Source organism: Arthrobacter sp. Br18 (assembly GCF_000520555.1).
In the GTDB taxonomy this organism is placed as follows: domain Bacteria; phylum Actinomycetota; class Actinomycetes; order Actinomycetales; family Micrococcaceae; genus Arthrobacter_D.
This window is the reverse complement of record NZ_KI914853.1, coordinates 53,306-72,703: the sequence shown is the minus strand read 5'-3', so window position 1 is coordinate 72,703 and position 19,398 is coordinate 53,306. Positions and strand designations below refer to the sequence as shown.

The window sequence follows — 19,398 nt, the reverse complement described above, 5'->3', positions numbered from 1 at the left end:
CCCATGCAGGAACCGGGCCCGGCCGGCGCGCCCCACCACGACGGCTCGCCACTGTACGTAGCGAACCAGGCGCCTGCGCTCGGGGATGTCCTGGCCCTGCGGCTGCGGGTCCCCGCGAGCTGGGGAACCGCCGTCCGGGTGTTCCTCCGCTCGCTCCGCGACGGTGAGGCGCACTACGACGAGGCAGGGAGCTCCCCGGGCGACGCCGGCTGGTCCTGGTGGGAGGCACAGGTCCGAGCCGTGAACCCCGCGCTCCGCTACCGCTTCCTCCTCGAGGTCGCGGATGGAGACGGCACCCGATGGATGTGGCTCAACGCCCGAGGTGCTTCCTCCCGGGACACCCCGGATCGGGACGACTTCCGGATCGACTGCCGGCCCGCTCCGGCCGACTGGGCACGGAACGGCGTGGTGTACCAGGTCTTCCCCGACCGTTTTGCGAGGTCCGGGCCGCGGAAGCCGGACGGACTGCCCGGCTGGGCGGTGGCGTGTGCCTGGAACGACCCCGTCGAGCCGCGCGGCGAGCTCACCCCCCGGCAGATCTACGGCGGCGACCTCGATGGGATCATCGGGAAGCTCGACCACCTCGTCGCACTCGGCGTCACGGTCCTCTATGTGACGCCCTTTTTCCCCGCACGTTCCAACCACCGCTATGACGCGACGACGTTCGACGTCGTCGATCCCCTCCTGGGTGGGGATGACGCCCTTGTCCGGCTCGTCCGAGCCGCCCACGCCCGCAATATCTCGGTGATCGGTGACCTCACGGCCAATCACACCGGTGATGCCCACGAGTGGTTCCTCACGGCGCTCGCCGACCCGACGAGTGTCGAGGCCGGCTTCTATTACTTCACTGAGGACCACACGGACTACGCCTGCTGGTTCGGCGTGCCGAGCCTGCCGAAACTGGACTGGGCATCGCCGGAACTGCGCAGGCGCTTCGTGGAGGGGCCGGACTCCGTGGTGGCCCGGTGGCTCCTGCCGCCGTTCAGCCTGGACGGGTGGCGGATCGACGTCGCCAACATGACGGGACGTCACGGCGACGTGGACCTGAACACCGAGGTAGCCCACCTCATCCGGGCCACGATGGACGCCGTCCGGCCGGGACTGATCCTCCTTGCGGAGTCCACGGGGGACGCCACGGAGAATCTCGCAGGCCAGGCGTGGGACGGCGCGATGACCTATTCCAACCTCACCCGACCGCTATGGCAGTGGCTCGCGCGCGGGGACGCGGCCGTGAACTTCTTCGGAACACCCTTGCCCGGCGTCCCCCGTATCGGGGGCGGCGATGTCGTGGCCACGCATGTCGCCCTGTCCGCAGGCTTTTCCTGGCGCATGCGGACGCAGAATATGAGTGCGTTGAACACACATGACACGGCGCGGGCCGGGACCGTGATGATCGACGGCGGTCCTGCCGTCGGCATCGTCCTCATCTTCCTGCTGCCGGGCCTGCCCACCCTGTTCGCCGGTGACGAGTTCGGGCTTCGCGGCGTCAATGGTGAGGACTCGCGCGCGCCGATGCCGTGGGATGCCTCCGCAGCGGATCGGCCGGATGACCTGCGTCCACTGATTGCGGCGCTGTCCGTTCTCCGTGCGGGCTCCCCTGCGCTCCGTGAGGGCGCAGTGCGCTGGCTGGCCGCCACGGACGACGTGATCGTCCTCGCCCGGGAGCACGAGCAGGAATGCTTCGTGATCGCTGCGGCGAGGGCCGATTACGACGGCGTTCCGGTCCCGCTCAACCTCCTGCCGGGGCCCTGGGCCGACGCCGAACAGGTGTTCCTGGGCGTGCCGGGCGCCAAGGGACTGCCGGAGGACGGGGTGCTGGTGCTCTCGGGCCAGGGCCCCGGCGTCCAGGCGTGGCGGTTCCCGGGGCTCCGCCTGCCCTGAGGGGCGATCTGGATAATCACCCGCGCTCAGGGCAGACTAGAGGTATGTGCAACTCTCCACAACCCTCCGGGAGGATACTGGCGTAATGGATTCCTTCATCGAGATTTTCGCCGTAGGGGTGGGCATCCTCACGGCGACCGGAATCGGCACTGCCGTGACCGGGTGGATTGTGGTCCGGAAGGTCAAGCGGTCCCGCATCGTCCAGCGTGCTGCAGGAAACAGCATTCTTGCCGCGAAGGCGTTTGCGCCCGACAGGGCGGTCCGCGAACCGGCGAAGCTCATCGGTGAGCTGCGCCGGTCCAGCAGGGCAACACGGGGAGCGCTCGAGGAAGCAACGCGGCAGGGGTGGCCGGTCGGTCACCTGCCGCGGGCAGCGCAGGACCTCGAGCGCGCGATGCAGTCTCTCGAGAATCAGCTCCGGTTCGCTGATCGGGAACCGAACCGGGCGCTCAGGGCGGAGTGGACGGCGGACCTTGGCCAGCAGACCCGGACCCTCGAAGGACTGTCGGCGGACCTCCGGCGGTGTCTGCTCCAGACCAGCCGGTCGGTCGATCAGCTGCAGCTCGAGCAGGCAAGCTCACGGCTCACCGCGGAGATCAGCGCCATGCAGTCCTGGCAGAGCTCCTACGGTTCCCGGCAAGCCTGGTAGGGCGCCCAGTGTCGATCAAGCGCCGCCTGACCCGCATCGTCCGTGCCAACCGGGCCGCAGCGGAAGCATCGAAGGAAGACCCGCAGGTCAACGCGCAAAACGCGCAGGACCAGCAGCAGGGCATGCTCGACCGGGCGAGACGCGCCGCCGCCGATGTCGCCGCGCATCGCCGTCGGATCGAGATCACCGCCTCCGAAGCCGGCGCCTACGTACGGTATCTCGATGAGCAGGCCACTGTTGCGGTTCAGCGGGGCGACGACGAAACCGCCCGCAACGCGATTCGTGAGGGAATCGCCGCCCGGAAGCGCTATGACACGCTGACCCAGCAGTTCTCCGAGGCCGATCGGCAGAGCCGGCAGCTGCAGGGTGATCTTGACCGCCTGGAGCGCCGGATCTTCGACAGTTCCCTGGAGTACCAGAGCATGGTGGCTCGGCGGGCAGCCGCGGAGGCCGCCCTCGGTGTGCAGGAATCGATCAGCGCCTCGTCCAAAGCCTCGTTCGGCGCTGAAGCAGCCCGCCGGGAGGCCGAGCGCGAGGTTCGGCAGTTACGCGCGCAGGCCGAGGCGCGCGAGGAACTCGCCTGGACCGATCCGTCGTCCCCGCGGATGGAGCGGGCATTCGAGGAGCTTGAAGCGGAGGCCGAGGCGCAGCAGGAACTGGACCGGCTGAAGAAGTCGCAAGCTACCGGCTATCGTCCCGGGCAGCCGTAAGGGCATCGAGGACGGCATCGTCGACGTCGTCGGGTTCCCGCAGCCGTAGCCGCCAGGCGAAGGGATCGCCTGCGGCTCGCACGGGTTCAAGCGCGGCAACATCGGGCAGTTCCACCCGGAGGAAGACGTCGAGGGTCGTCCGATTCGTGGGGGTCACCTGGGCGAATTTCCGGCGCGGTGTCTGGAGCGAGACGTAGGTCTTGCGCATCTGGATGTCGACGCCGTCGGCGGCCTGCGCCCAGTGCAGCAACCGGTCCGCGATCGGCCGCAGCGCAGGCCGGTCGAGGTACTGGCCGTCGTACAGTTCGTCGGCGGACTGCAGGAAGAGCTCGGGGTAGCCGAACATCTCCCCGTCGATGCTCAGAAGGTTATAGCCCGTGACGCCCAGGCCCCTGAGCCAGGAGGACAGGGACTCCCGAGTGGCGATGCCGGCGTCGCGGGCGGCGTTCGCCCACCCCGTGGCACTGCGGCCCGTGGTCCGCTGCAGACGTTCCGCGTTTGAATCGATCATGCTCTGCCACGTTTTGATCCGGCCCATTCGAGAACAATATCGGACTGCGTCCGCGCCCGGTGTCGACGGCCCGCAAGCCGGGGCGCGTTTAGTGGCCTTCCGTGGCTTCGAGAACTTCCTTGCGGACCTCTCCGCTCACCTCCTCCGCTTCGGTGATCGTTTCCCGGATCAGGGTGATCCGCTCCACCGCGACGATCTCCAGTTCCACAACGGGCCGCTCCTCGTAGAGGACGATCTCGTACTCCCCCTCGTCGAAGGGAGTGCCGATCCGCGTCACGCCGCTATCCGGAGGGGTAGCTTCGCCCGCGTCCTCCATCGGGAGGTGCTCAACCCGGAGCTCCTCCCGGCGCACGGGAAAGGTCTCAGTGACGGTTTCGGTCACGATGTACTTGGAAACGCGGATGGTGCCGGTTTCCCGGGTCACAGTACCGACCCTCAGCTGCTCCTCGGAGCGGGTCAGCACCGTGTCGGTTCCCGGGACCGCATCGTGGGAGTCGTCGGTCCCCGCATGGGCGGGGACGCCGTGTCCGTAGTGACGAAGAAGCTGTTGTTCCTCGTCAGGGCCGAAGCGTCCGTCCTCCGGCATCCGCGGCGACCCTTCGATAAGGTCCCTGCTGTAGGGGACGCGGACCGTCCGGCTATCCACGGTGGCTCCGGGTGCCGGAACGAGGACCGCGGCACTTCCGGGCGTGCCGGCCGCCACCAGAATCCAGGTCGGCCGGCCGGTTGAATCGTCGATGAAGATCTGTTCCACCGCACCGAGGTCGTCGCCGTCGTCCGTATGGACGTGGCCCTTCGTCTCGATCAGTTGAATCATCTGTTCCTGCGTGATCACGGATATCTCCTCTAGCTGGGTCGGGCGGGTTGCGGGTCGGGGGCGGTTCCTAGCGGGAGCCGGGCCCGGCGCCGTCGATCCCGTCGGTCTCCAGCCGTTCCTTGCGGAGCTCCCCGGTGACGGTCTCGCTGCTGGTGACTGTTTCCTTGATCAACCGGATCCGCTCGACCGGGACGGTTTCCTTCCCGACGACGGCGCGTTGCTCATGCAGGGTGATTTCGTACACTTCCTCACTGAGTTCTGCGTTCCGGGAGGACTTCCTCCGGCCGGCCTTCGGAATGGGTTCGCGCTCGATGCGCAACTCCTCACGGGAGACCGGAACGGTCCGGGTGACGGTCTCAGTGACGACATACTTCCTCAACCGGACGCGCCCGGCTTCGTACTGCTCGACGCCCACTTTCAGCTGCTCCTCGGAGAGTGTCATCGCCCGGTCGGTCGGCGGACCGGAGACGCCGGTGTCAGGGGTGCCGGGCCCGGCAGTGCCGGTGCCGTGGTGCCCGGTTTCCGCACTCCCCGTGGATTCCCTCCCGGGGGATTCCGACGGGCTCCCGCCCAGCCCGTAATGGCGGTGGAGGAGGTGTTCCTCCTCCGGGCTCAGGTGCCCGTCGCGGTCCACCTTCGGTGCGTCCTTGACCTGCTCCCTGGGATAGGCAACCCGAAGGTCCTTCCCTTCAAGGGCAGCACCCTCAAGGGGGATGAAGGTCTCCGAGGTCCCGAACAGGCCGGTGCTGACCGTCACCCAGCTCGCCTGGTCGGTACCGTCATCGACGTAGATCTGGCCGATCGAGCCGATCTTCTCGCCGTCGCTGGAGAAGACCTTGCCATGGCCCCGAAGGAGGGCGTCCACGTTATCCTGCGTAATCATCGGTGCTCCTCGTAGCGGGTGTTGGTGTTGGTGTTTCGTCCCGGCCGGCGGTGTCGATACTGCCGGTTTCGACAACTTCCTTGCGGACGTCGGCGGTGAGTGCTTCCTCGTCCAGGACCATGTCCTTGGTGAGTCGTACCCGTTTCAGCGCGACGGTTTCCATCCGGATCACGGGGCGCTCCTCGTGGAGCACGATCGTGTACCCTCCCTTGCCCAGGTCCGACCCGTCGATGACCGTAACGGGGGCCTCGGCGGCGGTGGACACCGGGCCCGGGCCTGCCATCGATGCTGCATCGGCGGCCCCTGATCCGCGGTCGACCCGGATCGCCTCGCGTCGGATCGTCACCGTCCTCGTGACATTTTCGGTGACGACGATCTTGTGGAGGCGTACCCTGCCGCGCTGTTTGGTCTGGGTGAGTGCCCGGAACTGCTCTTCGGACCGCACGATGACGTGGGCGGCAGGAGGGCTGGATGCGCCGCCATGGACCGGCCGGGCAGCCGTTCGGGCCGCGGAACTTCCACTTCCCGCTGCTGCGCGGTTTGCAATCTTCTTGCCTTTGCGGCCCTTCCTGCTGGCAGGCGCGGCGCCCGGGGCCGGCGCGGCGGCTCCGGTGGGAGGAGTCGAGCTGCCGGCGCTCATGGACTTTGAGGCCTTCCTGCTGCCTCGTTTCTTGTCGACGTGGCCGGTGATTCCTGACGAGGAGGCAGGGTCGCCGGTTTCCCGCTCCGCTTCGGTGGGGTCCCCGACCGGGCGTTCCACCTGTTTCCGCGTTGCCATGCTCTGTTTCCTTCCGTCAATGGGACCGGGGCCGCCGCATCGACTACGCCCGTGGCGGTGGGTCCTGCAGCGGGATGGTTTTTCCGTGTCCACTCCACACAATACCAAGCAGGCTTAGCAATATATGACAAATGCTCCAGGTATCCCCACCAGAGGTTGGTAAGCTCACCGCATGACTGAGCTCAGCGGGTCCCACCTCCTCGTCGTCGGCGCCACCGGAGTCCTGGGAACAGAACTCGCACGGAAGCTGGCGGCCCGGGGCGCCCGGCTCACCCTCTCGGGAAGATCCGGGGAGAAACTGCGGGCCCTGGCCGACGAACTTGGAAACGCCGTCGAGGGGACCGTCGCCGCCGATCTCGGGAAGCCGGGTGCGCCGATGGACATCGCAGCAGCGGTGTACGGCAAGGAGCTCAATGGCCTGGTTTTCGCCGCAGGAGTGGTCGCCTTCGGACCGGCTGTCGCAGTAGATGACGACACCCTGGATGAGTTGATGCTCGTGAACCTTCTCGGCTACATGCGGTTGATGCGTGAAGTGGGTGCGCAGCTGGCCAGGGACTCGGTGGTGGTGCAGCTGAGCGCCGTCGTTGCGGAAAGCCCGACCGCTGGAATGGCCGCGTACTCGGCCACGAAGGCCGGGCTCAGCGCCTACGGCAAGGCACTGACCCTCGAGCTCCGGCGTTCCGGTGTCCGCGTGATCGACGCTCGCCCGCCGCATACCGAGACCGGCCTGGCGACGCGGCCCATCGCCGGTGACGCGCCGCGCCTGGCGCAGGGCAAGGATCCGGGCGCCGTAGCGGACCGCATCGTTCGGGCGATCGTGGACGGCGAAAAGGATCTGCCGGCGTCGTCGTTCTGACGTGCGGTGACAGAAGTCTGCGAAGCTGCCGGCCTACGGTCGGGCGGGCAGTGCCCCCGGCGCGGACCGCAGGGCGCACACCGCGATGATTCCGGCGAGCACGGCCAGGCCTGCGGCGAATCCCGCGACGCCCACCCAGCCGATGCGCACGAAGAACAGGCCGCCCATCCAGCCGAGCAGGCTCGAGCCGGCGTAGTAGGCGAAGTTGTAGAGGCTCGATGCCTGGCCGCGGCCCACGCTGGCGAGCGCCGGCGTCCAGCCCGCAGCCACGGAGTGGACGATGAAGAAGCCCCCGGTGAAGATCAGCAGGCCCACCAGGATCCAGGGAATGGAATCGGCAAGGGTGATGGCGAGCCCGCCGACGATCACCGGAATGCCTGCAAGGAGTACCGTCAACCTGCCGTGCCGGACCGTCAGGCCTCCGGCGATCCGCGACGTCGCGGTCCCGGCAAGGTAGGCGAGAAACATCAGGCTCGCGAGGGACTCCGGCAGGAGGAACGGCGCGCGCTCAAGCCGGAACCCCAGGTAGTTGTAGACCGCCACGAACCCTCCCATGAGCAGGAAGCCCTGCGCATACAGGGCGAGGAGGCGCCCCGACCGCAGATTCAGCACCACCCGCTGCCACAGTGGCGGGCCTGCCCCGGGGACGAATGCCTCGAAACCGCGCGGAGGTGGGGCAAGCCAGAGAAATGCAGCGGCCGCGAGCGCGGCGAGAACACTTACGCTGAACACGCCCACGCGCCAGTCGCTCCACTCGGCAACCGGTGCCGCGACGATCCGCCCGGTCAACCCGCCGATCGTGGTGCCTGCCACGTAGGTTCCGGCAGCCACGGCCGCGTGCAGCTTCTGGATCTCCTCGTGCAGGTAGACCAGTGCCACCGCCGGAATGCCCCCGAGTGCCGCTCCTTCGGCGAAACGGATCAGAAGCAGGGTTTCGAAGGTGGGCGCCACGGAGACGAGGAAGCCCAGGGCGACAGCGGCGCTGATTGCCCACGCCATCGTGCGTTTGCGGCCCACCCGGTCCGCGACCCAGGACCACGGGATGACGGCGAGCGCCAGCCCCAGCGTGGCTGCCGACACCGAGAGTGCCGCATCGGCTGGAGATACCCCGAAGTCGCGGGCAAGCCCGGGAAGCACGCCCTGTACCGAATACAGCTGGGCGAAGGTGGCAATTCCGGCGAAGAAGAGCGCCAGGAGAAGCCGCCGGTACCCACCGCTGCCCCTGGCGTGCCCCGTCCAGGGCCGGTCCGCGTCGAAACGGCTCACGATGATCGTCGGCGGATCTCAGCGGCGGCGGTACGTGAGGTCGAAAACCATCCGCCCCGCCTCGATGGCCTTGTTCTCGAAGCTCGTCAGGGGGCGGCCCTCGAAACGGGGAGCCCACCCACCGAGGGTGTCGGTGCCCTCGTTGACGCCGGTATTGCCGGTGCTGACGGGATCCTTGCCCTCGCGGACGGGTGCGCCGCCCACCACGAGTTCAACGCCGCTCTCCCAGACCTGGGTGAGGGGGCTCTGCGCGCCGGCGCGCTCGCCGTGGTGCAGGTTCTCGAAGTCGGCGGAGGCATCGAGGACGCTGCGCATCTGCACCGCGTAGCTGGACCAGTCGGTCGCAAGCCGGAACAGCGCGCCGGGTGTCAGCACCCGGGCGGCAAGGACGGCGAAGCTTTCCTGCACCAGGCGCCGCTTGAGGTGCCGGGCCTTGTGCCAGGGGTCCGGGAAATATACCCACAGTTCATCGACCGACGACGCCGGCAGCATGCCGGCCATGGCCTCGGCTGCGTTGACCTGGGCCACGCGGACGTTGGTCAGGGACTGCTGCTCGATCCGCAGCATGGTCTGTGCCAGACCCGGCCGATACACCTCGAGGGCGAGGAAGTTCCTGCCGGGTTCACGCTCCGCCATGGCGGCGATCGCTTCACCCAACCCTGACCCCACCTCGACCACGAGGGGTGCGCGGCGGCCGAATACGACGTCGGCATCGAGGACGAAGCCCGGCGCGACGGAGGTGTCGGTGGTGATCCTCGGAACGTCGATCAGGTAGTCGTCCGCGAGCTCGGCCCACGCCTCCCGGCGCCGGCCCTGCAGCCTGGAACCCCGCCGGACGAAGGACACGGGCTGGCTCCGGAAAGGTTGCCGCCCTTCGGCGGCGGTGCCGGGGACGGTTAGTGCTGGTGCGGCTGCCGGGACGTCCTGATCTGCGTTCATCGCTTTCTAGGCTACCGTGTGCGCATGCCGCGACCGGCTCCGGCCGTCATCCTCCGGACGCCTGCCTCGGGAAATCCTGCTAGTCGGGTACTTTGCCCCCGGAGTCCGGACCTTCCGCAGGATCCTGCGCATGCACCCCGGTGTCCGACGGGTCGGCCGTGCGGTCGCCTTCGGCCGGCGCCTCGTTGTGCTGGCGGGGGACTGCCTCCCGGCCCTCATCCTTCTTGCCCATGTCGTCTTCCTCCTGGGGGTTTGCTGAAACCGTTTCGGCCCCACTGTAGGCTCGGCACTTGCACGCACGCAACGGATTTCCCCGAACCGTGCCGATTCCCGGGAGGTGGATGAGTGCGGGTCCGACGGGAAGCACCGACCACCGCACGCCACGACGAGGATGGAATGCCTGCTGGTACTGGGGTGGCTGCCGGACGCAGCGTCCGACTGGGCCTCGCCTTCGTGGGCGTTCTGCTGATCGCCGTCAACCTGCGGGTCTCCTTCGTCAGTGTCGGGCCGCTGCTGAATGACATCAGCACCGATCTCGGGCTGTCGAGCGCCGGCGCCGGGCTTCTCACCGGCCTGCCGCTGATCGCCTTCGCCGTCTTCTCTCCGGTCGCTCCTGTATTCGCCGCGCGGCTCGGCCTCGACCGGGCCCTGTGGATTTCCCTGCTGTTGCTTGCTGCGGGGATCGTCCTTCGGTCGGTTCCCCTGACGGGTTCGGTCTGGGCCGGGACGGGATTGATCGGAGTCGCCATCGCGTTCCTCAACGTTCTGGTGCCGTCCCTGGTGAAGCGGGACTTCCCGAGCCGGGTCAGCCAGGTGACCGGCTGCTACACGGCGGCCCAGGCCGCTGCGGCCGCGTTGGGCGCGGCCCTCGTGGTGCCCATCGCGCAACTGCCGCAGGCGGGGTGGAGGGTTGCCCTCGGTCTCTGGGCGGGGCTCGCCCTGATCGCTCTGGGCGCACTCCTGCCGCTCCTCCTCCGATCCAACGGGCAGCCGCAGGGATCGGAGGAGGAGCGGCAGGCGTCCCTTTCCCCCTGGAAATCGGTACTCGGTTGGCAGGTCACCCTGTTCATGGGGCTGCAGTCCGTCGCGTTCTACGTGCTCATGGCCTGGCTTCCCAGCATCGAGCAGGGACAGGGGGTCTCCGAAGCTGCTGCCGGAACGCATCTGTCGATATTCCTGCTCGTGAGCGTCGTGGCCAGTCTCGCCACGGGAGCGTTGCTGCACCTGCTTCCCGACCAGCGGATCATCGCACTGTCGGGCAGCGTGCTGGTACTCCTCACCTACGCAGGCCTGGCTATCGCGCCGGGGCTGATGATGGTGTGGGTGATCACGGGTGCCCTCGGCTGCGGAAGCCTGATCGTCATCGCGCTGTCCCTGTTCAGCCTCCGCACCACCCACCACTCCCAGGCGGCAGCGCTTTCGGGAATGGCCCAGGCGGTGGGCTATGCGCTTGGAGCAGCCGGCCCGGTCTTGTTCGGCGTACTCCGTGACTGGAGCGGCGGGTGGACCCTGCCCCTTGCCGTGACGGCCTGCAGTATGGTCCCGTTGTGCGTCACCGCCGTACTCGCGGGCCGGAATCGCTTCGTCTAGTGCCCCCGCAGCCGTTCCCCTTCGCTGCAGGCGGTCCCTCCAGCGTCGTCGTTCAGTCGAATCGCCCGATGATCGTCCTGTCCATGATTCCGGCGATCCGGTCCTGCTGCATCCGGGCGCGGTCCTTCAGTCGCTGCAGGTCCTCCGGATCGAGCCGGTCGTCGTTCCGGGCCAGGGCGAGCAGTGACGTCCACAGGCTTTCCTTGCCGTGCACGGCGGACTGCAGGGCTTCCAGTTCGAGCTGACCGTTCCGTCCATCGCTCCGGTGCAGGGGATTCAGCGGTCCGGCCTTGCTCACCTGCGCACCAACCCAGGCGAGCGCCATCTTGGCTCTGCCCGGGGTGTAACCGAGGCGCCGGATCAGGGCAGCGAGGTCGTCACGGTCAGCTGCGACGTCCCGTCGTATCTCGTCGAAGTCCGAACGGTACTCGGTATCCTGCCAGGTGCGTTTCGCTGACTCGAAGAGCCGCACCCCCGATTCGGCAGCCAGGAGATGATCGCCGAGGTAGCCGGAAAGTCTGTCGTCGTCGATGCTCATTCGCCGCTTCGTGGACCGCCGTCGTCCTCCTTCGGCGCGTCCTCTTCGGGCTCGAAGTTCGACGGTTCCTCGGTCGAGGTGGCGCCGATGCCATCCGCAGTGTCGGGGATCGTGCCCTCGGGCCCCGCTCCCTGTCCGTGCTCGTTGGTGTTGGAGCTGTCCGACGTGTTCATCCGGTTGTTCCTCCCGTGCTGAATGGCGCTGAATAGCGCATGTATGAGCAATTCTAGGTGTTCGGGAAGTACCTTACGGGATTTCCGAAGGGGATCGGGAACACGCGCGGTTCGGCTACACCACGCCGAGCGCGAGCATGGCGTCCGCCACTTTGACGTGGCCGCTGATATTCGCACCGGCCACGTAGTTGCCGGGAACGCCGTACTCCTCGGCCGTCGTCGCGCACCGGTGGTGGATGCCGACCATGATTTCCGTGAGGCGCTGTTCGGTGTGCTCAAACGTCCAGGAGTCACGGCTCGCGTTCTGCTGCATTTCCAGTGCCGATGTCGCAACCCCGCCGGCGTTGGCGGCCTTTCCCGGACCGAAGAGGACGCCGGCCTGCTGGAACGCCTCGACGGCGGACGGCGTGCACGGCATGTTCGCGCCCTCGGCCACTGCGAGCACGCCCGACGTGATCAGTGTTCCCGCCGCCGACTCGTCCAGCTCGTTCTGCGTGGCGCAGGGCAGTGCCACCGTTCCTCCCACATCCCAGATCGACCCGCCGGCCACGAAATGGGCGCCGCTTCCCCTGCGCTCCGCGTACTCCGAGATCCTGCCGCGCTCCTCTTCCTTCACCTGGCGCAGCAGCGCGACGTCGATACCGGCTTCCTCGACCACGTACCCGGAGGAGTCGGAGCACGCGACGACGGTGGCCCCGAAGTGCTGCGCCTTGGCAATGGCATGGACGGCAACATTGCCGGAGCCGGAGACGATCACCCGCTGGCCATCGAAGTCGAGCCCCCTGGCTTTCAGCATCTCCCTGGCGAACAGGACCGTCCCGTAGCCCGTGGCCTCGGGGCGGACCAGGGAACCACCCCAGGTGACTCCCTTGCCGGTGAGGACGCCGGATTCGTACCGGTTGGTGATCCGCTTGTACTGGCCGAAAAGGTAGCCGATTTCCCTGCCGCCGACCCCGATGTCACCGGCCGGCACGTCGGTGTATTCGCCGATGTGCCGGTACAGCTCGGTCATGAAGGACTGGCAGAAGCGCATCACCTCGGCATCGGACCTGTCCCGGGGATCGAAGTCCGACCCGCCCTTGCCGCCGATCGGCATGCCGGTCAGGGCATTCTTGAAGAGCTGTTCGAAGCCGAGGAACTTCACTATTCCCAGATACACCGAGGGGTGGAAACGCAATCCGCCCTTGTAGGGCCCGAGGGCGGAATTGAACTCCACGCGGAATCCGCGGTTGATGCGGACGGTTCCCGAGTCATCCACCCACGGCACACGGAGGATGATTTGTCTCTCCGGTTCGCAGATCCGCTCCAGGACGGCCGCATCAACGAACTCGGGATGCTTCCTGAGCATCGGGCCCAGGGAATCGAACACCTCGACAACAGCCTGGTGGAACTCCGTTTCGCCAGGGTTGCGGCGGAACACCTGATCACGGATGGGAAACAATGCCGGGTCCATGGAAATCCTCGGTTTCTCTTGATGTTCCGTCAGGTCCTGGATTCAGGCTGTCCAACTGACCCGCCGTTGTCAAAATCTTTTGAAGCATCGACCGGAAGAATGTCGCCGGTTGCTTTCGGGTGGCTTTCTCCGTTCCTACTGCCCTGATTGCGCTGTGGAAGCGGTATTGCAACACTTGGGCACACCAAGTACCGTGAGTGGACTTTCTTCGCCCGCGCCGGCAGCCACGGGATGGAATCGCCTCTCCGCCTCCCTCGCCGCATCCGGCAGCCGCGGTACACAGCACTCGTTTCGGCCAGCACCTGTTTCGGCGCCAAGGAAAGGGGAACGGACGTGGCCTCGACCTTGAGCAGCGGTTCGCCCATTCCCGGTCCACCGCCGAAACGGCTGATCGGCAACCTCGACCAGCTTGACCCCCACGGCCTTGCCCAGGGCTTCATGCGGTTGGCCGGGCAGTACGGGGAGATTGTCGCGTTGACGTTGCCCGGCAGGAAAGGACGCACCATTCTGGTGTCCTCCCAGCGACTGGCGGATGAACTGTGCGATGAGGAACGATTCGACAAATCGGTTCACGAGGCCCTCGAGCATGCCAGGAATTTCGCGGGGGACGGATTGTTCACCGCTTGGACCGAGGAGGAGAGCTGGGGCAGGGCTCACCGGGTCCTCATGCCGGCGTTCGGTCCCCTGGCGCTGCGTGGGATGTTCGACGGCATGGCCGACGTCGCCGACCAGCTGTTGCTCAAGTGGGAACGGCTGGGGACTTCGGCCCGGTTCGACGTCGCGCTGGACACTACGCGCCTCACCCTCGACACCATTGCCCTGTGCTCGTTCAATTACCGGTTCAACAGCTTCTACACCGAGGGAATGAATCCCTTCGTTGAAGCGATGGTGCGGGCGCTCGAGGAGTCGGCGGCACGGATGCGCCGACTGTCGGTCCAGACCCGGCTTATGCCCTTCACGGGGCGGCTGTACCGCAGGGACATCCGGCTGCTGCACGATGTCGCGGACCGGTTGATTGACGAGCGGCTGCAGAAGCCGGTTCCGGAAGGCCCTGAGGACATCCTCGGCACGATGCTCCACGCCGCTGATCCTGTCACCGGCGAGCGGCTGTCCAAGGAGAATGTGCGCTATCAGATGGTCACTTTCCTGATTGCCGGGCATGAGACGACCAGCGGGCTGCTGACCTTCGCGATCTACGAACTACTCAGGAACGCCCAGGTGCTGGCCAGGGCACAGGCCGAAGTGGACGCGGTTCTCGGGAACCAGCGTCCTAGCTTCGAGCACCTCCGGAAGTTGCCGTATCTGGACCAGGTCCTCAAGGAGACGCTGCGGCTATGGCCCACCGCTCCCGCGTTTGCTGTCCATTGCCGTGAAGAGGGGACAGTGCTGGGGGGACGGTACCGGATCAGTCGGGAGGATGAGATCCTCGTGCTTCTTCCCACCCTGCACCGCGATGTCGAGGTGTGGGGGAGCACTGCCGAGGTGTTTGAACCGAACCACTTCTCGTTCGAGAACGCACGAAGCCGGCCTCCGAATTCATGGAAGCCGTTCGGCAACGGGCAGCACTCGTGTATCGGCCGCGGTTTCGCTCTGCAGGAGGCGCAACTCTTCCTGGCCATGCTGCTGCAGCGCTTCGACCTCTCACTGGACGACCCGCACTACAGCCTGACGATCCGGGAGACACTCACCCTCAAACCTTCGGGCATGCTCATCCGCGCCACCCGGCGCGCTGTCCAGCCCTCCGCACAGCAGCCTTCCGCGCAGCTCCCCTCGGACCCGGGACGCGTCGGTCGGAAAAGTAACGGCGTCCCCCTGATGGTGCTCTACGGTTCCAATTCCGGATCCTCCAGGGCCTTTGCCCACCAGATCGTCGCCGACGCGCGGCAGCAGGGGTATGTTCCCTCCCTGGCAACGCTGGACTCCGCCGTGGGGCACCTGCCGACGGACGGCGCCGTCGTGGTGGTGTGTGCCTCGTACGAGGGCCTGCCTCCGGACAATGCCCGCAGGTTCGTTCCCTGGGCCGACGGACTGCCCGCCGGGTCCCTTGGGGGCGTCCACTACGCGGTCTTCGGCTGCGGCAACCGCGACTGGGCACGCACCTATCAAACGGTGCCGCGGCTCATCGATGAATCCCTGGCCCGGGCCGGCGCGTCGAGATTCCTGGAACGCGGCGAAACCAACGCGCGGGGTGATCTTTCGGGCGAATTCGAGGACTGGTACAACGGCTTTTGGGGTGCGGTCAATGCCGAGTTCGGGCAGGCGACACGGGATCCGGCCACCGGCGTCGGACTGGACATCGAGTTCCTGGGAAGCGTCCGGGATTCACGGCTCCGCACCGGCGATCTCTCGATCGGCACCGTCGTCAGCAACCGTGAACTGGTGGATATCACCCGGCCGGGCGGGCGGTCGACAAGACATCTGGAATTCACGCTGCCGGAAGGGATGACCTACCACCCTGGGGACTACCTGGCGGTGCTGCCGCTGAATCCGGGGGAAGCCGTGCGCCGGGCCCTGTCCCGATTCAACCTCGCCCATGACGATCAACTCGTGATCACTCACGGCCCGCACACCGTTACCCATCTGCCCGTGGGAACGCCGATCACTGCGGGCGACCTGCTGTCCGGCTATGTGGAGCTGTCGCAGCCCGCCACCCGGCGCCAGGTCGGCGAGCTCGCCGCTGAAGCCCGGTGCCTGCCGGAACAGCAGCGGCTGCAGGCGGCAGCCGACGACATCGACGCATACGACAGGGCAGTCCTCACCCCCCGCTGTTCGGTGCTGGACGTCCTTGCCCGGAATCCGTCGGTGCAGCTTTCTTTCGGCAGGTTCCTGCAGCTACTTCCCCCGCTGGCTCCACGCCAGTACTCGATTTCCTCCTCGCCCCGGTGGAGGAGCGACCGCGGGACCTTGACGGTGGCCGCGGTGCGGGATCGTCCCGAGGCCCGCGGCAGCCGGGCGGGTGTGTGCTCGTCCTACCTGGCACGCGTGCGTCAGGGGAGCAGGGTGGCGCTGGGCGTGAGGCCCGCCAACCCTGCGTTCCACCCGCCGGCACGGGCTGCGACGCCGATGGTCCTGGTATGTGCAGGATCCGGAATCGCGCCGTTTCGCGGGTTCCTGCAGGACCGCGCAGTGCAGATGGAAACGACGGGAACGCGATTCGGGACGGCGTTGCTCTTCTTCGGTTGCCACGGCCCCGATACCGACTTCCTCTACCGGGACGAACTTGCGGCGTGGGAGGAACAGGGCGTCGTCGAGGTGCGCGCCGTCTACTCCCGCGATCCCGAGGACGGGTTGCAGTACGTCCAGGACTGTCTCTGGGCGCACCGGGTACGGGTACTGGAACTGATGAAAGAGGGAGCCACGTTCTACGTGTGCGGTAACAGGCATTCCATGGCCTCGGCCGTCCGTGCTTCGTTCCTGCGGATCTATTCCGAGGAAACCGGCATGACGGCCGCCCAGGCGGCGGCTTGGCAGGACGACCTCGAGCGCAGGCATGGGCGCTACGTGACCGAAGTCTTCGCGTAGCCCGGAGCCGGTCAACTTCAGCCCCTGTGCCATGGCCACAGGTGGCTCCGAGCGGTATCGTAAGCATACTGACGAATAATGACCCGTTTCGTCATCGCCTGTTCTAGTTGAAGGAGACACTATGAGCACGAAAGTCGAAAAGCGCATCCTGGTGAACATGCCAGTGAGTACCGTCTACAACCAGTGGACCCAGTTCGAGGAATTCCCTCACTTCATGGGCGGGGTGAAAAGCGTCACGCAGCTGAGCGATGACCGTCTCCAGTGGGTCGCCGAGCTCGCCGGTGTCCGGCGGCAGTGGGAAGCGAAGATTGTTGAGCAGGTAGCGGACCGCAAGGTGGCCTGGGCCGCGACCGAGGGTGCCACGAACGCCGGCTCGGTGACGTTCGAGGACGTGGGAGGCGGCCAGACGTCGGTGCACCTGTCCCTCGAGTATGAGCCCGAGGGCCTGGTGGAGAAGATCGGAGACAAGCTCAATGTGGTGGAGAACCAGGCTGAGGGTGACCTGAACCGGTTCAAGGCCTTCATCGAGGATGAAGGTTATGCCACGGGCGCGTGGCGCGGTTCGGTCGGAGGCACCGCGGTCGGGACGCCGGGCGTCGAGGACGCCGCGGGATCGCAGGGAGACAAAGGCAAGGCGGGCGTCTCCGGGAAAGTGGCCGCCGGCGTCGGGCTTGCCGCCGCTGCTGCTGCCGTGGGTGTGGCCGCAGCAGCAGGCAGGAAGGACGACGACGAAGCATCGACGCCGACCCGCGAGCCTGTCTCCCCGGTGGTGACTCCGCAGCCTGCGCAGACCACGGTGCAGCCCCCGCTCCCATCCTCCAGCGGGACGACCACAGGAGTAGGTTCTTCGGGCACCGTAGCCGAACCGGACGTTGCGCGTCCGTTCGACCAGACCAACGGCCTGGTCGATATCGAAGGCGACTCGGATGGAACGGCGGAGAGCAACACGAGGAGCGCGGCAGAGCGTGGGGACAAGCCTCTGCTGTAACGAAAGGACGGCCGGGCCCTCCCGGTAGGTCAGGGAAGCAGGAAGGGGACCACGATTCGCAGGAGTCGTGGTCCCCTTTTCCTGCTGCATGGCGCAGCCCCGTGCCTGGCAATCAGGAACTCTTATCCTGCCTTCACCTCCCGCCCGACGTCCGGTTGAAAGGACACCATGGAACTAGGCGATCTCCTTGAAGCGCTGAATGCGGGCCGGACCATCACGGGGGACTCGCCGTTGCATGAGGTGATGCACCGGGTCAGCCAGGATGCCCTGCGTATCGTCGGCGACCTGAATGGCGGATATCAGGAACCGGAGCGCGTGCGGGAGCTGTTGACTGAGCTGACCGGGAATCCGGTTGACGGATCAGTGACGGTTTTCCCGCCCTTCTACTCCGATTTCGGAAAAATATCACCCTCGGGAAGCGGATTTTCATCAATTCCGGGTGCAAGTTTCAGGACCAGGGCGGCATCGTCATCGGAGACGACTGCCTCATCGGCCACAATGCGGTGTTGGCTACGCTCAACCACGACCTTGCTCCGAGCCGCCGCACGGACATGCATCCAGCCCGCATCGTCATCGGCCGGAATGTGTGGCTCGGAGCCAACGTGACGGTTCTGCCGGGTGTGACGATCGGTGATGACGCCGTCGTGGCAGCTGCGTCCGTGGTGACGAAGGACGTACCAGAAAAATCCGTCGTGGTGGGCTCCCCGGCGCGGCTGGTGCGCCTGCTCACCAGCTGAACTGCGGGCCCGGGCGCCAGTTCGTCGGATGCGTACACCGAACTGCCGCAGGGCTCCCACCCGGGGATCCAGCCATCACTACTTGAATTGCGAGCGGGCAATTCAGGTATTCACTACTCTTGTTGCACTCAACGCCGCCGAACACAGTGGAGGAGTCACAGCTGTGACGAATGAGCTTGTGGAAGTGGTGCGCAGTGGGCGAAGACATGATGGCAGGGCCCTTCTTCACCGTTTCGGAGGTAGCCGCAACCATGCGGGTATCGAGGATGACGGTGTACAGACTCGTGCAGTCAGGGGCGATCAGCGGTATCCGGTTCGGGCGCTCCTACCGGGTGCCGGAGGCGGCAGTAAAGCAATACCTTGATTCGGTGAACCCGGGGCAACGGTCTGCCGGGTGACACTGACGACACGGCCAACCCTGCCACCCGGCTCACGCCGCAGCCGGGTGGCCCCGCTGACCTCCGAAGCAGTCAGGTTCTTGGGGAGCAGGGGGCCGAGGTCGCACACAGATGCCAGGGCGCTCCTGATGACCACCACGCTGGCACTGGTCGCGATCGGGCTGATGATGGTCCTTTCGGCGTCCTCCTTCGAACTGGCGGCACAGGGAAAGTCTCCCTACGGAACCTTCCATAAGCAGATCGTCTGGGTGGGAATCGGTCTCGCCGTCCTGGTGGTCGTCTCCCGCCTGCCCCTGAATCTGCTCAAACGATCTGCAGGGCTGATCCTCACCGGATCCTTTCTGCTGACGCTGTTGGTCTTCACGCCACTGGGCATCGAAGTCAACGGAAACAGGAACTGGATCGGCGTCGGGCCCTTCACCGTGCAACCCTCGGAGTTCCTCAAACTGAGCGTCATCCTGTGGGCGGCCACCGTCCTGACGCGTCGATCACGGCTTCCCCGACACTGGAAACAGCTTGCCGTTCCCGTCCTCCCCGCGTCACTGGCCGCTGTGGCGCTGGTGCTCGCGGGAAAGGACCTCGGGACAGCAGTGATTCTGGCGCTCATCATCGCCGGATTGTTCTTCTTCGCCGGAGCCAGTCTGGCGGTCTTCGGTTGCGGTCTCGTCGTGACGGGGCTCGCGGCTTTCGCTGCCGTTATTTCGAACCC

At 66.6% G+C, this 19,398-nt stretch carries 20 protein-coding genes and 1 pseudogene; 11 read left to right on the top strand and 10 right to left on the bottom strand.

Annotation, left to right across the window (positions count from 1 at the left end):
- The first annotated feature begins 3 nt into the window (after positions 1-3).
- The 3 genes from Y704_RS19455 (at position 4) to Y704_RS0106530 (ending at position 3,240) form a co-directional block, all read left to right on the top strand.
- The gene (locus Y704_RS19455) at positions 4-1,881 is read left to right on the top strand and encodes an alpha-amylase family glycosyl hydrolase (protein ID WP_035771840.1); all 1,878 of its coding nucleotides are present in this window, start codon (positions 4-6) and stop codon (positions 1,879-1,881) included.
- Positions 1,882-1,966: 85 nt separating this feature from the next.
- A complete protein-coding gene (locus Y704_RS24390) occupies positions 1,967-2,530 on the top strand; it encodes a hypothetical protein (protein ID WP_026549517.1) in 564 nt (187 codons plus the stop codon).
- Positions 2,531-2,538: 8 nt separating this feature from the next.
- On the top strand, positions 2,539-3,240 hold the full coding sequence (locus tag Y704_RS0106530; protein WP_026549516.1) for a PspA/IM30 family protein: 702 nt from the start codon (positions 2,539-2,541) through the stop codon (positions 3,238-3,240).
- Here the strand turns inward: Y704_RS0106530 and Y704_RS0106525 are convergent.
- The 4 genes from Y704_RS0106525 to Y704_RS22670 form a co-directional block, all read right to left on the bottom strand.
- The gene (locus Y704_RS0106525; RefSeq protein ID WP_026549515.1) at positions 3,212-3,751 is read right to left on the bottom strand and encodes a DUF5655 domain-containing protein; all 540 of its coding nucleotides are present in this window, start codon (positions 3,749-3,751) and stop codon (positions 3,212-3,214) included. The two genes, Y704_RS0106530 and Y704_RS0106525, sit on opposite strands and share 29 nt — an antisense overlap.
- An 88-nt stretch (positions 3,752-3,839) precedes the next feature.
- Complete coding sequence (locus Y704_RS0106520) at positions 3,840-4,586, bottom strand: DUF2382 domain-containing protein (RefSeq protein WP_026549514.1); 747 nt, start codon at positions 4,584-4,586, stop codon at positions 3,840-3,842.
- 49 nt (positions 4,587-4,635) lie between these two features.
- Positions 4,636-5,451 carry a DUF2382 domain-containing protein gene (locus tag Y704_RS0106515; RefSeq protein WP_026549513.1) on the bottom strand — a complete coding sequence of 272 codons (816 nt, stop codon included), beginning with the start codon at positions 5,449-5,451 and terminating at the stop codon, positions 4,636-4,638.
- Positions 5,435-6,229: a YsnF/AvaK domain-containing protein gene (locus Y704_RS22670; RefSeq protein WP_051476768.1), complete on the bottom strand. Its 795-nt coding sequence runs from the start codon at positions 6,227-6,229 to the stop codon at positions 5,435-5,437. The genes Y704_RS0106515 and Y704_RS22670 overlap by 17 nt, the downstream gene beginning before the upstream one ends.
- Positions 6,230-6,401: 172 nt before the next feature.
- Between Y704_RS22670 and Y704_RS0106505 the strand changes: the two genes are divergently transcribed.
- A complete protein-coding gene (locus Y704_RS0106505) occupies positions 6,402-7,085 on the top strand; it encodes an SDR family NAD(P)-dependent oxidoreductase (protein WP_026549512.1) in 684 nt (227 codons plus the stop codon).
- A 33-nt stretch (positions 7,086-7,118) separates the two neighbouring features.
- Here Y704_RS0106505 and Y704_RS19445 read toward each other — a convergent pair whose 3' ends face one another.
- The 3 genes from Y704_RS19445 to Y704_RS24715 form a co-directional block, all read right to left on the bottom strand.
- Positions 7,119-8,351 (bottom strand): MFS transporter, encoded by a 1,233-nt coding sequence (locus Y704_RS19445; RefSeq protein WP_051476767.1) that lies wholly within the window; start codon positions 8,349-8,351, stop codon positions 7,119-7,121.
- A gap of 18 nt (positions 8,352-8,369) precedes the next feature.
- Complete coding sequence (gene trmB / locus Y704_RS0106495) at positions 8,370-9,290, bottom strand: tRNA (guanosine(46)-N7)-methyltransferase TrmB (protein ID WP_026549511.1); 921 nt, start codon at positions 9,288-9,290, stop codon at positions 8,370-8,372.
- 79 nt (positions 9,291-9,369) lie between these two features.
- Complete coding sequence (locus Y704_RS24715) at positions 9,370-9,522, bottom strand: hypothetical protein (RefSeq protein ID WP_164467742.1); 153 nt, start codon at positions 9,520-9,522, stop codon at positions 9,370-9,372.
- Positions 9,523-9,686: 164 nt separating this feature from the next.
- On the opposite strand from Y704_RS24715, the gene Y704_RS0106485 reads away from it, so the two are divergent.
- Positions 9,687-10,880 carry an MFS transporter gene (locus Y704_RS0106485; RefSeq protein WP_026549510.1) on the top strand — a complete coding sequence of 398 codons (1,194 nt, stop codon included), beginning with the start codon at positions 9,687-9,689 and terminating at the stop codon, positions 10,878-10,880.
- Positions 10,881-10,932: 52 nt separating this feature from the next.
- Here the strand turns inward: Y704_RS0106485 and Y704_RS0106480 are convergent, their stop codons facing one another.
- The 3 genes from Y704_RS0106480 to gdhA form a co-directional block, all read right to left on the bottom strand.
- The gene (locus tag Y704_RS0106480; protein ID WP_026549509.1) at positions 10,933-11,418 is read right to left on the bottom strand and encodes a hypothetical protein; all 486 of its coding nucleotides are present in this window, start codon (positions 11,416-11,418) and stop codon (positions 10,933-10,935) included.
- Positions 11,415-11,591, bottom strand: coding sequence for a hypothetical protein (locus Y704_RS23940; RefSeq protein ID WP_155850241.1), 177 nt, complete (start codon positions 11,589-11,591; stop codon positions 11,415-11,417). Before Y704_RS23940 ends, Y704_RS0106480 begins: the two co-directional genes overlap by 4 nt.
- A gap of 115 nt (positions 11,592-11,706) precedes the next feature.
- Positions 11,707-13,044 carry an NADP-specific glutamate dehydrogenase gene (gene gdhA, locus Y704_RS0106470; protein WP_026549508.1) on the bottom strand — a complete coding sequence of 446 codons (1,338 nt, stop codon included), beginning with the start codon at positions 13,042-13,044 and terminating at the stop codon, positions 11,707-11,709.
- A gap of 333 nt (positions 13,045-13,377) precedes the next feature.
- Here gdhA and Y704_RS0106465 point away from each other — a divergent pair, with 333 nt between their 5' ends.
- The 6 genes and pseudogenes from Y704_RS0106465 to Y704_RS19430 form a co-directional block, all read left to right on the top strand.
- Positions 13,378-16,566 carry a bifunctional cytochrome P450/NADPH--P450 reductase gene (locus tag Y704_RS0106465; RefSeq protein ID WP_253904248.1) on the top strand — a complete coding sequence of 1,063 codons (3,189 nt, stop codon included), beginning with the start codon at positions 13,378-13,380 and terminating at the stop codon, positions 16,564-16,566.
- Positions 16,567-16,687: 121 nt separating this feature from the next.
- Positions 16,688-17,554: an SRPBCC family protein gene (locus Y704_RS19440; RefSeq protein ID WP_051476766.1), complete on the top strand. Its 867-nt coding sequence runs from the start codon at positions 16,688-16,690 to the stop codon at positions 17,552-17,554.
- A 359-nt stretch (positions 17,555-17,913) separates the two neighbouring features.
- Positions 17,914-18,042: pseudogene (locus tag Y704_RS25645) on the top strand (sugar O-acetyltransferase); the annotation flags it as partial.
- Positions 18,043-18,060: 18 nt separating this feature from the next.
- The gene (locus tag Y704_RS25640) at positions 18,061-18,291 is read left to right on the top strand and encodes a DapH/DapD/GlmU-related protein (protein WP_343212822.1); all 231 of its coding nucleotides are present in this window, start codon (positions 18,061-18,063) and stop codon (positions 18,289-18,291) included.
- 170 nt (positions 18,292-18,461) lie between these two features.
- Complete coding sequence (locus Y704_RS0106450; RefSeq protein WP_253904247.1) at positions 18,462-18,689, top strand: helix-turn-helix domain-containing protein; 228 nt, start codon at positions 18,462-18,464, stop codon at positions 18,687-18,689.
- Positions 18,690-18,817: 128 nt separating this feature from the next.
- The coding region (locus Y704_RS19430) for an FtsW/RodA/SpoVE family cell cycle protein (RefSeq protein ID WP_162149377.1) at positions 18,818-19,398 on the top strand (581 nt) is incomplete at its 3' end.

Bases quoted from the DNA above. Each gene is read 5' to 3' on its own strand.
- Y704_RS19455 (WP_035771840.1), top strand. From the start codon at position 4: ATGCAGGAACCGGGCCCGGCCGGCGCGCCCCACCACGACGGCTCGCCA.
- Y704_RS24390 (WP_026549517.1), top strand. From the start codon at position 1,967: ATGGATTCCTTCATCGAGATTTTCGCCGTAGGGGTGGGCATCCTCACG.
- Y704_RS0106525 (WP_026549515.1), bottom strand. From the start codon at position 3,751: ATGATCGATTCAAACGCGGAACGTCTGCAGCGGACCACGGGCCGCAGT.
- Y704_RS0106515 (WP_026549513.1), bottom strand. From the start codon at position 5,451: ATGATTACGCAGGATAACGTGGACGCCCTCCTTCGGGGCCATGGCAAG.
- Y704_RS22670 (WP_051476768.1), bottom strand. From the start codon at position 6,229: ATGGCAACGCGGAAACAGGTGGAACGCCCGGTCGGGGACCCCACCGAA.
- Y704_RS0106505 (WP_026549512.1), top strand. From the start codon at position 6,402: ATGACTGAGCTCAGCGGGTCCCACCTCCTCGTCGTCGGCGCCACCGGA.
- trmB (WP_026549511.1), bottom strand. From the start codon at position 9,290: ATGAACGCAGATCAGGACGTCCCGGCAGCCGCACCAGCACTAACCGTC.
- Y704_RS24715 (WP_164467742.1), bottom strand. From the start codon at position 9,522: ATGGGCAAGAAGGATGAGGGCCGGGAGGCAGTCCCCCGCCAGCACAAC.
- Y704_RS0106485 (WP_026549510.1), top strand. From the start codon at position 9,687: ATGCCTGCTGGTACTGGGGTGGCTGCCGGACGCAGCGTCCGACTGGGC.
- Y704_RS0106480 (WP_026549509.1), bottom strand. From the start codon at position 11,418: ATGAGCATCGACGACGACAGACTTTCCGGCTACCTCGGCGATCATCTC.
- Y704_RS23940 (WP_155850241.1), bottom strand. From the start codon at position 11,591: ATGAACACGTCGGACAGCTCCAACACCAACGAGCACGGACAGGGAGCG.
- gdhA (WP_026549508.1), bottom strand. From the start codon at position 13,044: ATGGACCCGGCATTGTTTCCCATCCGTGATCAGGTGTTCCGCCGCAAC.
- Y704_RS19440 (WP_051476766.1), top strand. From the start codon at position 16,688: ATGAGCACGAAAGTCGAAAAGCGCATCCTGGTGAACATGCCAGTGAGT.
- Y704_RS0106450 (WP_253904247.1), top strand. From the start codon at position 18,462: ATGAGCTTGTGGAAGTGGTGCGCAGTGGGCGAAGACATGATGGCAGGG.